15 protein-coding genes are annotated in these 13,838 nt (G+C 57.9%); 4 read left to right on the forward strand and 11 right to left on the reverse strand.

Going from position 1 to position 13,838, the window contains the following annotated elements; all coding sequences use genetic code 11:
- Positions 1-3: 3 nt before the first annotated feature.
- The 4 genes from F475_RS15885 to F475_RS15900 all read right to left on the reverse strand — a co-directional run bounded on the left by F475_RS15885 (position 4) and on the right by F475_RS15900 (position 2,783).
- On the reverse strand, positions 4-615 hold the full coding sequence (locus tag F475_RS15885) for a phage baseplate assembly protein V (RefSeq protein ID WP_111454275.1): 612 nt from the start codon (positions 613-615) through the stop codon (positions 4-6).
- A gap of 3 nt (positions 616-618) precedes the next feature.
- On the reverse strand, positions 619-1,131 hold the full coding sequence (locus tag F475_RS15890) for a hypothetical protein (RefSeq protein ID WP_111454276.1): 513 nt from the start codon (positions 1,129-1,131) through the stop codon (positions 619-621).
- 47 nt (positions 1,132-1,178) lie between these two features.
- Positions 1,179-1,529: a phage holin family protein gene (locus F475_RS15895; RefSeq protein WP_111454277.1), complete on the reverse strand. Its 351-nt coding sequence runs from the start codon at positions 1,527-1,529 to the stop codon at positions 1,179-1,181.
- Between the two features lie 519 nt (positions 1,530-2,048).
- A complete protein-coding gene (locus F475_RS15900; RefSeq protein WP_026286486.1) occupies positions 2,049-2,783 on the reverse strand; it encodes an XRE family transcriptional regulator in 735 nt (244 codons plus the stop codon).
- Between the two features lie 267 nt (positions 2,784-3,050).
- On the opposite strand from F475_RS15900, the gene F475_RS15905 reads away from it, so the two are divergent.
- The 4 genes from F475_RS15905 to fdxA all read left to right on the forward strand — a co-directional run bounded on the left by F475_RS15905 (position 3,051) and on the right by fdxA (position 7,324).
- Positions 3,051-3,776, forward strand: coding sequence for a zeta toxin family protein (locus F475_RS15905; RefSeq protein WP_111454350.1), 726 nt, complete (start codon positions 3,051-3,053; stop codon positions 3,774-3,776).
- Positions 3,773-3,940, forward strand: a complete 168-nt coding sequence (locus F475_RS30475) for a hypothetical protein (RefSeq protein ID WP_177431112.1) — start codon at positions 3,773-3,775, stop codon at positions 3,938-3,940. Before F475_RS15905 ends, F475_RS30475 begins: the two co-directional genes overlap by 4 nt.
- 338 nt (positions 3,941-4,278) lie before the next feature.
- The gene (gene mutS, locus F475_RS15910; RefSeq protein ID WP_026286487.1) at positions 4,279-6,858 is read left to right on the forward strand and encodes a DNA mismatch repair protein MutS; all 2,580 of its coding nucleotides are present in this window, start codon (positions 4,279-4,281) and stop codon (positions 6,856-6,858) included.
- Between the two features lie 142 nt (positions 6,859-7,000).
- Positions 7,001-7,324, forward strand: a complete 324-nt coding sequence (gene fdxA, locus F475_RS15915) for a ferredoxin FdxA (RefSeq protein WP_007940535.1) — start codon at positions 7,001-7,003, stop codon at positions 7,322-7,324.
- A 488-nt stretch (positions 7,325-7,812) separates the two neighbouring features.
- On the opposite strand, the gene rpoS is transcribed toward fdxA, so the two are convergent.
- The 7 genes from rpoS to fghA form a co-directional block, all read right to left on the reverse strand.
- A complete protein-coding gene (gene rpoS / locus F475_RS15920; RefSeq protein WP_007940534.1) occupies positions 7,813-8,820 on the reverse strand; it encodes an RNA polymerase sigma factor RpoS in 1,008 nt (335 codons plus the stop codon).
- A 107-nt stretch (positions 8,821-8,927) separates the two neighbouring features.
- Entirely contained in the window at positions 8,928-9,785 is an 858-nt protein-coding gene (locus F475_RS15925; RefSeq protein ID WP_026286488.1) for a peptidoglycan DD-metalloendopeptidase family protein, read from the reverse strand.
- A gap of 211 nt (positions 9,786-9,996) precedes the next feature.
- On the reverse strand, positions 9,997-10,632 hold the full coding sequence (locus F475_RS15930; protein ID WP_173861137.1) for a protein-L-isoaspartate(D-aspartate) O-methyltransferase: 636 nt from the start codon (positions 10,630-10,632) through the stop codon (positions 9,997-9,999).
- Positions 10,633-10,673: 41 nt separating this feature from the next.
- Positions 10,674-11,423, reverse strand: a complete 750-nt coding sequence (gene surE, locus F475_RS15935; protein ID WP_018926998.1) for a 5'/3'-nucleotidase SurE — start codon at positions 11,421-11,423, stop codon at positions 10,674-10,676.
- On the reverse strand, positions 11,411-12,469 hold the full coding sequence (truD, locus tag F475_RS15940; protein WP_018926999.1) for a tRNA pseudouridine(13) synthase TruD: 1,059 nt from the start codon (positions 12,467-12,469) through the stop codon (positions 11,411-11,413). Before truD ends, surE begins: the two co-directional genes overlap by 13 nt.
- Entirely contained in the window at positions 12,466-12,939 is a 474-nt protein-coding gene (gene ispF, locus F475_RS15945) for a 2-C-methyl-D-erythritol 2,4-cyclodiphosphate synthase (protein ID WP_018927000.1), read from the reverse strand. Before ispF ends, truD begins: the two co-directional genes overlap by 4 nt.
- 53 nt (positions 12,940-12,992) lie before the next feature.
- Positions 12,993-13,838 carry an S-formylglutathione hydrolase gene (gene fghA, locus F475_RS15950; RefSeq protein ID WP_064620040.1) on the reverse strand — a complete coding sequence of 282 codons (846 nt, stop codon included), beginning with the start codon at positions 13,836-13,838 and terminating at the stop codon, positions 12,993-12,995.

Consider the following 13,838-nt stretch of genomic DNA (forward strand, 5'->3'; position numbering starts at 1 on the left):
TCTTTATGCGGTACTGATGACGCGACCCTGGTGATCCACCAACGGGCCGCTCAGATGCACACCGGAAGCGTCAAGCCGCAGGCCGACGACACCCAGTTGCAATTCGATGGCCTCAGGCCTCATCGCCAGCCTCGCCGGGCCGATGTTCAACTCGAGGGATTCACGGGAACCGGTGAACGCCGCCGGGCCGTTCTTCCAGTGCAGGACATGACTGGCGTGGTCGTAACCGTTTTCCGTGCCGTCCTGATAAAGGCGGCGCGTCAGCGATGCCTGTGTCGAGACGGGCGGGAACTGACCGCCGTTGAGACCGAACAACGCCACCGACTGCCCGCCGCCCTCGCCACCGCCGTGGTTCAGCAGCAAACACTGCTCACCCACGGAAGGAATCCGCGACTCGCTCTGTGCCCCGGCGCTTGGGTTGAAAAACCGGATCGCCGGGGTGAGCAGTTCCCCATGACGGACCTTGCAGGTATTGCTGGCCGCATCGACTTCCTGACACACGCCGATGCGACAGAAACTGTCAGCACGCCGGTGCAAGTCTTCGAGCTCGGTTTCCATCTCGGCCAAACGCTCGATGATCGGCCCCAGTTGCATACGTAACAGCGCATCAAACATGGGTCAGCCCTCGAGTGCGGTGTATTGATCCGGGTCGTCGATGTTCGACACCTCCCAGGTACGGGCAAATTTCGGGATGCCCAACGGGTCTTCGAGCAGCGTCGGGCCGAGGTACAGGGTTTGGGTAAATGAAACGGTCCAGGCGGTGTACTCCCGTGCATCGCTAATGAACGTGGACGGGATGCCATCAATGTTCATCGGCAGATCGCATTGCTCGCCCGGCAGTTTCCAGCGGTTATCGACGACCAGACTTTTCAACTCACTGGCCAGATCGCACGCCGCCAACCCTGCGCCGGGCAACACGGCTTGCAAGGAAACCGTCAGGACATGAGCGATACGTCCGTCGTTGGCACGGATGCCCGGCGCATCGCGTTCGACGGCGATCAACACCCAGGGCAAATCGACAGTGCCATCAAAGTCTTGATGACTCCCGACCTTCAAGCCAGGAACGGCGATACGCAACGTCTCGGCAATGGCAGAAAACAGCTGCGACGGTTTTTCGATGACAGCGGGCATCAATGGCCTCCTATTCCTATGGCAATACGAAGATCAGCGACGCCGGTTCACTGTTGATCGGGGTGAGAATCGCGCGGTGGCACTTCACAAACGCCAATCCGCTTGGCGGCCCAACGTTCGTAAAGTCCGATGGCCACGTCCGCCCCGGCCATCGCCGTCAGGCAGCCAAAGGCGCCGGCGGCCCAGATCGACAGGCCCGCTGCGTACAACAGCATGATCGCCGAGACGCCGCAGATCATGCAGGCCCCGGACCGCAGGGCCAGGCGCCGCAGCAGTGACCAGCCACGGGCGCCCTCCTTGTCGGCGCGCCACATTTCGCCGGACACCCCACCCACTACCGCGAGGAGGATGACGAGCCAGATCGGCATGTCCAGCAACGCTTGTTGCTCGTTTGTCATGTCACGCCTCCTGGGGTAATTGATGAGTGATGTGTGTTGGATTCAATCGATGTCTCTTGAGGTAGGCATTCCAAAAAGCCCGGAGCATTCCGGGCTTTTCAGTAATGCGCTCCTTCGCCTTCCTTTAATCCTGTGTCAAAAAGGAAGCTGACTTTTCGGCGCTACTGGCGCGGTACGAGTCCATTCAAATTGTTTTTCCGACCGCGGTCCCTGCCCGCCGGATAACTGCTTCTGGTGCTTTACGCTGCACACCCGGGTCAGTTGCCAACCCTCTGAACCGTTGAGGCCGGTTCATCGCTGCCTTTGTGATGGAACTAAAGAGCTTCGTTTCGAGCCGCTTTGTTGAGCGGCTTGAGACAAAGAATATGCATGGATGCATATACAGTCAATGCATAAATGCATTTATTTATGCACTGAAAATGCACAGACGCATGAAAGCCCCACAGACAAAGGCGTTGGCGGTTTTTGCCAGGCGAAAAAAAACCCGTCGGCGACGGGTTTTATCTGACAGTGGTGAGGTTAGCGGGCGTACATGCCCCACCAGAAGACGTGACCAAGGATGACGATTTGCTCTTCCTGGATTTCCTGGAAGCTGTAGTCCTCGTCCGGATGCTCATCGCGATTGAAGCTGCGCAGGCGAATCCCGGTCGGCAGGCGATAAAGCTGTTTCACCCGCAACTGGCCATTGTGGTTGATGGCGTACAGGTCGCCGTCGATGATGTCGCCAATCCCGCATTTACCGGCATTCACCCCCACCGTGGCGCCGTCGCGCAGTACCGGCAACATGCTGTTGCCACGCACGGTCACGCATTTGGCCTGGTCGAACTGCACACCGTTGTGGCGCAAGCTGCGCTTGCCGAAGCGCAGGCTAGAGCGCTCACTCTCTTCGATGACGAATCTTCCTGATCCAGCAGCCAATTCAACCTCGCGAAGAAAGGGGACCGACACCTCGTCGTCATCGACAGGCGTGTCGTCGTCCCACAGGCTTATGTCCTTGAGTTCCGAATGCAATTCATCACGCCCGGCGCCGGCAGCCGGCGCGACATCCGCGCGGCCCCGCAACTGATCGGTGCTCACAGCAAAGTATTCGGCAATCTTCGAGATATGTTTATCCGAAGGATCGACGATTTTCCCGCTGAGGATGCGCGAGAGAGTGGATTGAGGCACGCCGGTGCGACGGTGAAGCTCCGTGGGGGAGATCCCGTGCTGATCGAGCAGTGCTCTTAAGACGGTAGAAACATTGCGTTTTTGCATAACGCGAATAGTGCTTGATCTTTTTTCGGAAGACAAATGCCAAATTGCATAATTTGTGCATAGACCCACGAAAAATAGCCTTGAGGCTTTCATGCCTGCGTCGGGCGGACTGCCCATGGTAACCTTGCGCCCATCGCGGAAAAGCCACCTGACCGGGCCTTTAAGGGTTTTTCAGACCAAAACTGTTGCGTCTCGTGCATAGATGGCATGGAACCGACAAGGAGGGATTTGCTTATGGAGGATGCAAGAGTTTCTACAGGGCAAGCAATGACGCCGGCAGAGCAGGAAATTTCGAACCAAGCGATAAGCTTTGCTCGCTCGAACAAGAAAGCCATCGCGAGACGACGTACGGACAAAACCATTTATCCGTTGGAAGAAGCTCCCGTGTCAGTGTTTATGGCTGGTTCCCCTGGAGCAGGTAAAACGGAAGCCTCTATCGCCCTTGTTAACCTTTTCGCCGATACGAAGATCTTAAGGATTGATCCGGATGAGCTTCGAAACGAGTTCTCTGAGTACTCAGGCGGGAATTCTTGGCTTTTTCAAGGAGGCGTTTCGATTTTGGTTGAGAAAGTTCTCGACTTCGCGATTGATCAAAGACAGTCATTTCTGCTGGACGGGACGTTTTCAAACATTGACGTGGCCCGGAGAAATGTCGAGAGGTCCTTGAAAAAAGGTAGGTTTGTACAAATCTTGTACGTCTATCAGAATCCTTTCCTTGCTTGGGACTTTGTCAAAGCTCGAGAAGAGGCTGAGGGAAGAAGGATTCGCAAGGAGCATTTCATCGATCAGTATTTTGCTGCGCGTGACGTAGTGAACTCACTTAAGCTAGAGTTCGGCAGCGATGTCCACGTAGATCTACTGCTCAAGCATATCGACAATTCGGGGCGTCTTTACAAAGCTGGTGTCGATAAAATTGACTACCATATACCTGAGCAATACACGCGGGCTGATCTAGAGGCCACGCTCGGGTTACCCATAGGAGCGCATCCATGATTTCGATTAAGCCAGGCTCTGCCAAGGGTGCTAAAAGCCCATTTGCCGACTTTATTCGTAACGCGAAGTCTGATCAGAAAAAGCGCGTCTATAGTGAAGTTTTGACCGAAGCGACCAAGCAACAGAACCTTGTGATGATGCAGGCCGAGGCAAAGCAAGCCTGATAGAACGCTCTAGAATCCCAGAAAGCCCGGCCAAGCGCCGGGCTTTTACTTTGTCTGTGCACCTGATGCGACGCCCGTGCGATCAGTCGCTGGCCAGTTATACACAAGCCGACAGCCGCTGCTCGTATGTTCGATGCTTTGACTGGTGCCAACTGCGGCCTTGACCAACTGCTTATGGGTTTAGGTGTGTAGACCGACCTATTTCACTATTTAAATTCACCCAATCGTGATGCCTGCGTCTGGCAGACCGCCCATGGTAACCTTGCGCCCATCGCGGAAAAGCCCGGCCAATGCCGCGCTTTTGCCTCACACCTTTGAACGAGTTTCCTGACAATCCGATGAATAAAGCCGTCTCCGATCTGTCCTCCCACACGCCAATGATGCAGCAATACTGGCGCCTGAAGAACCAGCACCCCGACCAGCTGATGTTCTATCGCATGGGCGACTTCTACGAGATCTTCTATGAAGACGCGAAGAAGGCCGCCAAGTTGCTGGACATCACCCTGACGGCTCGTGGGCAATCGGCGGGTCAGGCGATTCCGATGTGTGGGATTCCTTACCACGCTGCGGAAGGTTACCTGGCGAAACTGGTGAAGCTTGGCGAATCGGTGGTGATTTGTGAGCAGGTCGGCGACCCGGCCACCAGCAAAGGGCCGGTGGATCGTCAGGTGGTGCGGATCATCACGCCCGGCACGGTCAGCGATGAAGCCCTGCTGGATGAGCGCCGGGACAACCTGATCGCGGCGGTGCTGGGTGACGAGCGTCTGTTCGGCCTGGCTGTGCTCGATATCACCAGCGGCAACTTCACGGTGCTGGAGATCAAAGGCTGGGAAAACCTGCTGGCGGAACTGGAGCGGGTCAACCCGGTGGAGCTGATGATCCCGGATGACTGGCCGAAGGATTTGCCGGCGGAAAAACGCCGTGGGGTTCGTCGCCGTGCGCCGTGGGATTTCGAGCGTGACTCGGCGTTGAAAAGTCTTTGCCAGCAGTTTTCCACTCAAGACCTGAAAGGCTTCGGCTGCGAGAACCTGACCTTGGCCATCGGCGCTGCTGGCTGCCTGCTCAGCTACGCCAAGGAAACCCAGCGCACCGCCCTGCCGCACTTGCGCAGCCTGCGTCATGAACGCCTGGACGACACCGTGGTGCTGGACGGCGCCAGCCGGCGCAACCTGGAACTGGATACCAACCTGGCCGGTGGTCGCGACAACACGTTGCAATCGGTGGTCGACCGCTGCCAGACCGCCATGGGCAGCCGTTTGCTGACCCGCTGGCTGAACCGTCCGCTGCGGGATTTGACGGTACTACTGGCACGCCAGACGTCGATCACCTGCCTGCTGGACCGTTATCGTTTCGAGAAACTGCAGCCGCAGCTCAAGGAAATCGGTGACATCGAGCGGATTCTGGCGCGGATCGGCCTGCGCAATGCCCGCCCTCGTGACTTGGCGCGTCTGCGCGATGCCCTCGGCGCACTGCCAGAGTTGCAGGTGGCGATGGCCGAGCTTGAAGCTCCGCACATCATGCAATTGGCGACGACCACCAGCACCTATCCAGAACTCGCGGCGCTGCTGGAAAAAGCCATCATCGACAACCCGCCAGCGGTGATCCGTGACGGCGGCGTGTTGAAAACCGGTTACGACAGCGAACTCGACGAGCTGCAATCGCTCAGCGAAAACGCCGGGCAGTTCCTGATCGATCTGGAAGCCCGGGAGAAGGCCCGCACCGGCCTGGCCAACCTGAAAGTCGGTTACAACCGCATTCACGGCTACTTCATCGAGTTGCCGAGCAAGCAGGCCGAGTCGGCTCCGGCGGACTATATCCGTCGCCAGACCCTCAAGGGTGCCGAGCGCTTCATCACCCCGGAACTGAAAGCGTTCGAAGACAAGGCGCTGTCGGCCAAGAGCCGTGCCCTGGCGCGCGAGAAGATGCTCTACGAAGCACTGCTCGAAGACCTGATCGCTCAATTGCCGCCCTTGCAGGACACCGCTGCCGCACTGGCCGAACTGGACGTACTGAGCAACCTCGCCGAGCGTGCACTGAATCTGGACCTGAACTGCCCGCGCTTCGTCAGCGAGCCCTGCATGCGCATCAGCCAGGGTCGTCACCCGGTGGTCGAGCAAGTACTCACCACACCGTTCGTGGCCAACGACCTGAGCCTCGATGACAGCACCCGCATGCTGGTGATCACCGGTCCGAACATGGGCGGTAAATCCACCTACATGCGCCAGACCGCGTTGATCGTGCTGCTGGCGCACATCGGTAGCTTCGTGCCGGCGGCCAGTTGCGAATTGTCCTTGGTCGACCGGATCTTCACCCGGATCGGTTCCAGCGACGACCTGGCGGGCGGGCGTTCGACCTTCATGGTCGAAATGAGCGAAACCGCGAACATCCTGCACAACGCCACCGAGCGCAGCCTGGTGCTGATGGACGAAGTCGGGCGCGGCACCAGCACCTTCGACGGCTTGTCCCTGGCGTGGGCCGCGGCCGAGCGTCTGGCGCAACTGCGGGCCTATACACTGTTCGCCACTCACTATTTCGAGCTGACGGTGCTGCCGGAAGCCCAACCGCTAGTAGCCAACGTGCACCTCAATGCCACCGAGCACAACGAGCGCATCGTGTTCCTGCACCATGTGCTGCCTGGGCCTGCCAGCCAGAGCTATGGCCTGGCGGTTGCACAATTGGCCGGGGTGCCGAGCGAAGTGATCGTGCGTGCCCGTGAGCATCTGAGCCGACTGGAATCCACGGCGCTGCCCCATGAAGTGCCGACGCCGGCCAAAGGCAAATCCGTTGCGCCGCAACAGAGCGACATGTTCGCCAGCCTGCCGCATCCGGTGCTGGATGAACTGGCCAAACTTGATCTGGATGACCTGACACCACGCAGGGCTTTGGAAATGCTCTATACATTAAAGACACGGATCTAACGCACTTGCCTGCAAGCTGTTAGAATCTCGCGCGGTTTGGGATGCTGCAGGCTCATAGCCTGGCCTGCAGACTATCGCTCCCGAACCTGGCGACCCCGTCCTGAAGGGGCTCCGCTGCCGCCGCCTGAGGAGAAAATTAGAAATGACCTTCGTCGTCACCGACAACTGCATCAAGTGCAAGTACACCGACTGCGTAGAAGTCTGTCCGGTGGACTGCTTTTACGAAGGCCCGAACTTCCTGGTGATTCACCCGGATGAGTGCATCGACTGCGCCCTGTGCGAACCAGAATGCCCTGCCGTGGCCATCTTCTCTGAAGATGAAGTTCCCGCCGGCATGGAAAACTTCATTCAGCTGAACATGGAATTGGCCGAGGTATGGCCAAACATCACTGAACGGAAAGATCCATTGCCCGATTCCGCTGAATGGGATGGCAAGCCAGGCAAGATCGAACACCTCGAACGCTGATTTCCCTCGCGTTCCCGAAAAGGCCCCTTGCGGGCCTTTTTACTTTTCTGCAGGCAAAAAAAAGGGGCGGTTTGACCCGCCCACATTTTTTCCCTATTCCATGTATTCCTTTTCATCGTCCTGATGAATCGCATCCTGCGATGTCCGTTCCCCTCTTCCTTGAAGGGCGTGTCTATCCGTCGACACAGTTCAAATACTAGAGGATTCCCCACCAAGAGCAATCGGCCTCCATGACTGAAATCATCTGTAATATGCTGTTAACTCAATAAAATAATCATATAAATCAATAACTTATAAATACAGCATCCTTCGAATAGACAACTACCAGGGTGTAAAAATAATGAACACTTACGAAAGAGTAAGCAAAGACTTACACCACGAGACTACAAACCTGAGGTGGCGCCAATACCAACGCGCCTCTCTCATCTTGCCGACAACAAAAAGCCCCGAACCAGTCGGGGCTTTTGGTTGACGGTTGAGCGAATGGCTTATTGGAACAGCGACTCACTCGACAGGCCGTTTTTCTCGAGAATCTCCCGAAGACGCTTGAGGCCTTCAACCTGGATTTGCCTGACCCGCTCCCGGGTAAGGCCGATTTCCAGGCCGACATCTTCAAGCGTACTGCTCTCGTGACCTCGCAAGCCGAAGCGGCGTACGACCACCTCGCGTTGCTTGTCGGTCAGCTCCGAAAGCCATTGATCGATGCTCTGCGACAGGTCGTCATCCTGCAACAGTTCACATGGATCGGTCGGGCGGTCGTCGGTCAGGGTGTCCAGCAGGGTTTTATCCGAATCCGGACCCAGCGAGACGTCGACCGAAGAAACCCGCTCGTTCAGGCCAAGCATGCGCTTGACCTCGCCTACCGGTTTCTCCAGCAGGTTGGCAATTTCTTCGGGTGAGGGTTCATGGTCGAGCTTTTGAGTCAGCTCCCGTGCAGCCCGCAAGTACACGTTGAGCTCTTTGACCACATGAATAGGTAGCCGGATGGTCCGGGTCTGATTCATGATCGCGCGTTCGATGGTCTGACGAATCCACCAGGTGGCGTAGGTCGAAAAGCGGAAGCCGCGTTCTGGATCGAACTTTTCCACTGCCCGGATCAGGCCGAGGTTACCCTCTTCGATCAGGTCCAGCAGCGACAGCCCACGATTGACGTAACGCCGGGCGATTTTCACCACCAGCCGCAGGTTGCTTTCAATCATGCGCTTGCGTCCGGCCGGATCACCACTTTGCGACAGGCGTGCAAAATGAACTTCTTCTTCCGGGGAGAGCAATGGGGAAAAGCCGATTTCATTGAGGTACAGCTGCGTGGCATCGAGTGCCCGGGTGTAGTCGATGTACTTGTGTTGCTTTAACGAAGCGGAGTGTCTGGATTTGGCACGAACGGAAGGTGGTGCATCCCCTTCATCATTCGACATCGAATCCATTGCGATGCCGGTCTCCATAAGGAGAACCTCATCGTCGATGTCAAACTCCGGCACTTCTTTACTGAGAGCCATTGTTATAGTCCTTTGGTGAGTTCGACCTCAAGCTCAAGCGGCGCCTTGATCCCTGGCAACGCTGGAGCCTGTTCCCTCTACGTGACGGAACAGGCTTGGCTAACAAATCAACGACGTGGCAGGAACTGCAGCGGATCTACAGGTTTACCTTGTCGGCGAATCTCAAAATGCAGTTTCACCCGGTCTGTACCCGTTGACCCCATTTCGGCAATTGTCTGTCCGACTTTGACCTGCTGCCCCTCCCGAACCAACAGCCTGCGGTTGTGACCGTAGGCACTGACGTAGGTATCGCTGTGTTTGATGATGACTAATTCGCCGTAGCCCCTTAAGCCACTCCCGGCGTATACCACCGTCCCATCAGACGCAGCTAAAACAGGCTGTCCCAAATCTCCGGCGATATCAATTCCTTTATTCAAACTACCGTTTGAAGAGAATTTTCCAATCAGAATGCCATTAGAAGGCCACCCCCAGCCCGTCGGGGCCGGACCGGCAGGAGGCAGTGGAGCGGGTGCCGGTTTGCTGGCGACGGACGGTGCGAGCACCGTTGTACTGGTCGTTGTGCCATTTGCCTGACGCCGAATTACCGTGGTTTTGCTCGACGACGAAGGCGAGGAACTGGACGAACTCACCACCGCTGCCGGCGTTGAATCGTTGCGACCGTCGAAGCGAATCGTCTGACCCGGATGGATCGTGTAAGGCGTAGGAATGTTGTTCCTTGCCGCGAGGGCTTTGTAGTCCCAGCCGTAGCGAAAGGCGATGGAAAACAACGTGTCCTTGGGTCGAACAATGTACTGGCCGGTGGTTACGGCCGGACGCTGGGCGACCGCGTTGTTGCGATCGACAACTCCCGCGCTACTCGATTTGGTGCTGGAGCAACCGACCAGCAAGGTACTCAAGACAAGACCAGTCACCAGACGCTGAAAGCTCGTTATACCCATTCGCTGCGCAACGACTGTGAGACTCACCCGCCGCTCCCTTTGTGGTGGCTGAAAATATGAATTGCCGTGTTTCGGCACGAAATGTCGCAAGTATAACGGGCCGAACAGGCTTTACCTTTAATGAAGCGGATTCGCTTCACGCACACGTTTGCTGCCTGATGATGAATTCTGTTTAACCCATCGATGCCGCTGTAAGACCCGGGCAATCGAAGAGAATTCAGCACGTTGAAACAAATGCTCAGGCCAGCGGCCCGTTGAGTAGTGGCACAAAGCGCACTGCCCCCAGAACACGCCTGGAAAAGCCCTGTTCTTCACGGATGATCAGCATCAATTGTTGAACTTCACCAGAGCCGACCGGAATCACCAATCGCCCGCCCGGTGCCAATTGATCGAGCAGCGCCTGAGGCACGTCGGTGGCCACGGCGGTCACAATGATACCGTTGTACGGCGCCAGCGCCGGCCAGCCTTCCCAGCCATCGCCCCAGCGAAATACCACATTGCGCAGGTTCAGCTCCACCAGGCGCTCCTTGGCTCGATCTTGCAGAACCTTGATGCGCTCGACGGAAAAAACCCGCTCGACCAGTTGCGACAGCACCGCTGTCTGGTAACCCGAACCAGTACCGATTTCCAGCACCTTGTCCAACGGGCCGGCTTCCAGCAGCAGCTCGCTCATGCGCGCCACCATATAAGGCTGGGAGATGGTCTGGTTATGGCCAATCGGTAGCGCCGTATCTTCATAAGCGCGGTGGGCCAGCGCCTCATCGACGAACAGGTGACGCGGTGTGCGGCGGATGACTTCCAGCACCTTGGCGTTGGACACCCCTTCTTCATAGAGGCGCTGAATCAGACGCTCACGGGTCCGCTGGGAGGTCATCCCGATGCCGCGGTGCAGAATATCGTCTTGTTCACGAGCCATTAGCGCAGCCCCTCCAGCCAGCCATCGAGACTTCTGAAGGCATCATTAAAGGTGCGATCCAGTTGCAGTGGCGTGATTGAAACATAGCCTTGCATCACCGCATGGAAATCAGTGCCCGGGCCGCCATCTTCGGCGTCACCCGCCGCAGCGATCCAGTAACCGGATTTACCACGCGGATCGACCACTTTTATCGGCGCAGCGGCGCGGGCGCGATGGCCCAGGCGGGTCAGCTGGATACCGCGGATATGCTCCAGCGGCAAGTTGGGAATGTTCACGTTCAGTACCGTGCGCGGTGGCAGATCGAGGTCCGCGTGGGCCTCTACCAGTTTGCGCGCAAAATAGGCCGCCGTGGGAAGGTTCTCCACTTGCCGTGAGACAAACGAAAAGGCAAACGAAGGACGCTCCAGGAAACGTCCCTCAAGGGCCGCCGCCACAGTACCGGAATACAGCACGTCGTCCCCCAGGTTCGCACCCAGGTTAATACCGGAAACCACCATGTCCGGTTCAAACTCCAGCAAGCCGTTAAGGCCCAGGTGCACGCAATCGGTAGGCGTTCCGTTGAGGCTGATAAAGCCATTGGCCAAGGTATGCGGGTGCAACGGACGGTCGAGCGTCAGCGAGCTGCTGGCGCCGCTTTTGTCCTGGTCCGGGGCGATAACCACGCATTCGGTGTAATCCGCCAGCGCAGCATAAAGCGCGGCGAGACCGGGTGCGGTTACCCCATCGTCGTTAGAAATCAGAATACGCATGGGCTGTCCGTCTGCCCCACCGGCACCAGATCGACGAGTTCACGCACCAATACGGTGGCGAAGCATCCGGCCGGGAGGACGAATTCCAGTTGCAGAATGTCAGGCTCGGGATAATGCCACGTCAACCCGCCAATGGGCAGCCGCAGGATGCGACGTTCGTGGCTCATACCGGCGTTAATCAACCAATCGCGCAGATCCGCTTCGCGCGCGGCGATTGCCTGCTCCAGTTCATGGACAGCCCCCGACGCCGGCGAGTCACCTTCGCCCCACTGTGGGCCGGTCGGGTGCAAGTCGAGAATCGCCAGACGCGGGTCACTGCACTCGGCTTCACCTGCCGGGAAGAAACTGCGGCTGTCAGTGAACGCCAGCAGATCGCCGACCTGAGCACGCTGCCAAGTACCATCGGCGACGCGTGCCGCCAGCACCTGATTAAACAGAAAACTACGCGCAGTGGAGAGCAGGCGCGAACGCACATTGCGTTGTTCCGGCAGGGCCTTGCGCGCAGCCCAGGCACGGGCGTCGACGACGTTGCCGCCGTCATGCCCGAAACGCTGGGCGCCGAAATAATTGGGAATACCTTGCCTGGCGATCAGTTGCAGACGCTCTTCGATCGCGGCCTTGTCGCCAGCGAATTGAGTCAGGCGCAACGTGAAGCCGTTGGCCGAATGGGCACCGCGTTGCAGCTTGCGTCTGTGCCGACCGGTCTTGAGAATCTTCAGCGTGTCGTTTTCCGCTGCCGACAGATCTGGATCAGCCTTGCCGGGCAGTTGCACGCTGAACCACTGGCGAGTCAACGCCTGACGGTCCTTGAGGCCCGCGTAGCTGACGGTACGCAATGGCACGCCCGCAGCCTTGGCAATCCGCCGTGCCGCTTCTTCGGTATTCAGACCGCGCTTTTCCACCCAGATCCATAGGTGTTCGCCATCGCCACTCAGGGGAATATCGAGGACTTCATCAACCTGGAAATCTTCCGCCGTGGCTTTCAGCACCGCGCTGCCGAGAGCGTCACCGTAGGCCCGTGGGCCGAGCAATTGCGCCTCGTTCATGCGCGCAGCAACAAGGCAACGGAGTGCACGGCAATACCTTCTTCGCGACCGACAAAGCCAAGCTTTTCGGTGGTGGTAGCTTTCACGTTCACTTGATCCAACTCAACTTGAAGATCCGCGGCAATCAGCGCGCGCATCGATTCGATATGCGGGGCCATTTTCGGGGCCTGGGCGACGATGGTGTTATCGACGTTGCCGACTTTCCAGCCCTTGGCGTGGATCAGTGCGACGACATGACGCAACAGCGCGCGGCTGTCGGCGCCCTTGAATTGCGGATCGGTGTCCGGAAAATGCTTGCCGATATCACCCAGCGCGGCAGCGCCGAGTAACGCATCGCTCAAGGCGTGCAGCAGGACATCACCGTCGGAATGGGCAAGCAGCCCGAAGCTGTGTGCAATCCGCACACCGCCCAACGTGATGAAATCGCCTTCACCGAAACGGTGCACATCATAGCCGTGGCCAATACGCATAAAAAAACGCCCCGATTTTTGTCAGGGCGTGATTCTACCTGCTTTGTCAGACATTAGGCGCTTAGAGCGCGCGCGTGATGCTGCAAGTGGTCGTCGATGAAACTGGCGATGAAGAAATAACTGTGGTCGTAGCCGGGTTGCAAACGCAACGTCAGCGGATGACCGGCAAGTTTCGCCGCCTGTTGCAGGGCTTCTGGCTTGAGCTGGGTGGCGAGGAAATCGTCGCGATCACCCTGATCCACCAGCAGCGGCAGTTTCTCGTCGGCTTCGGCGATCAATGCACAGGCATCCCACTCGCGCCATTTCGACCGGTCTTCCCCCAAGTAGCGGGAAAAGGCTTTCTGCCCCCATGGGCAATCGATCGGATTGTTGATCGGCGAGAACGCCGACACCGACTGGTAACGCCCCGGATTGCGCAAGGCGCAGACCAGCGCACCATGACCACCCATGGAGTGGCCGCTGATGCCACGCTTTTCCGATGCCGGGAAATGCGCCTCAACCAATGCCGGCAATTCCTGCACGACATAGTCATGCATCCGATAGTGCCGCGACCACGGTTCCTGCGTGGCATTCAGATAAAAACCGGCACCGAGACCGAAGTCCCAGGCACCATCCGGATCGCCCGGCACTTCGGGACCGCGTGGGCTGGTGTCCGGTGCGACGATAATCAGCCCCAGCTCAGCGGCCATGCGCATGGCACCGGCCTTCTGCATGAAGTTCTCGTCGGTACAGGTCAGGCCAGACAACCAGTACAACACTGGTAGTTTACCGCCCTGCTCCGCTTGCGGCGGCAGGTACACGGCAAACACCATGTCGCAACCGAGCACGTCGGAGCGGTGCCGGTAACGCTTGTGCCAGCCGCCGAAGCTTTTCTGGCAGGAGATATTTTCCAGGCTCAT

Origin of the sequence: Pseudomonas sp. URMO17WK12:I6 (genome assembly GCF_003253625.1) — a bacterium.
Taxonomy (GTDB): domain Bacteria; phylum Pseudomonadota; class Gammaproteobacteria; order Pseudomonadales; family Pseudomonadaceae; genus Aquipseudomonas.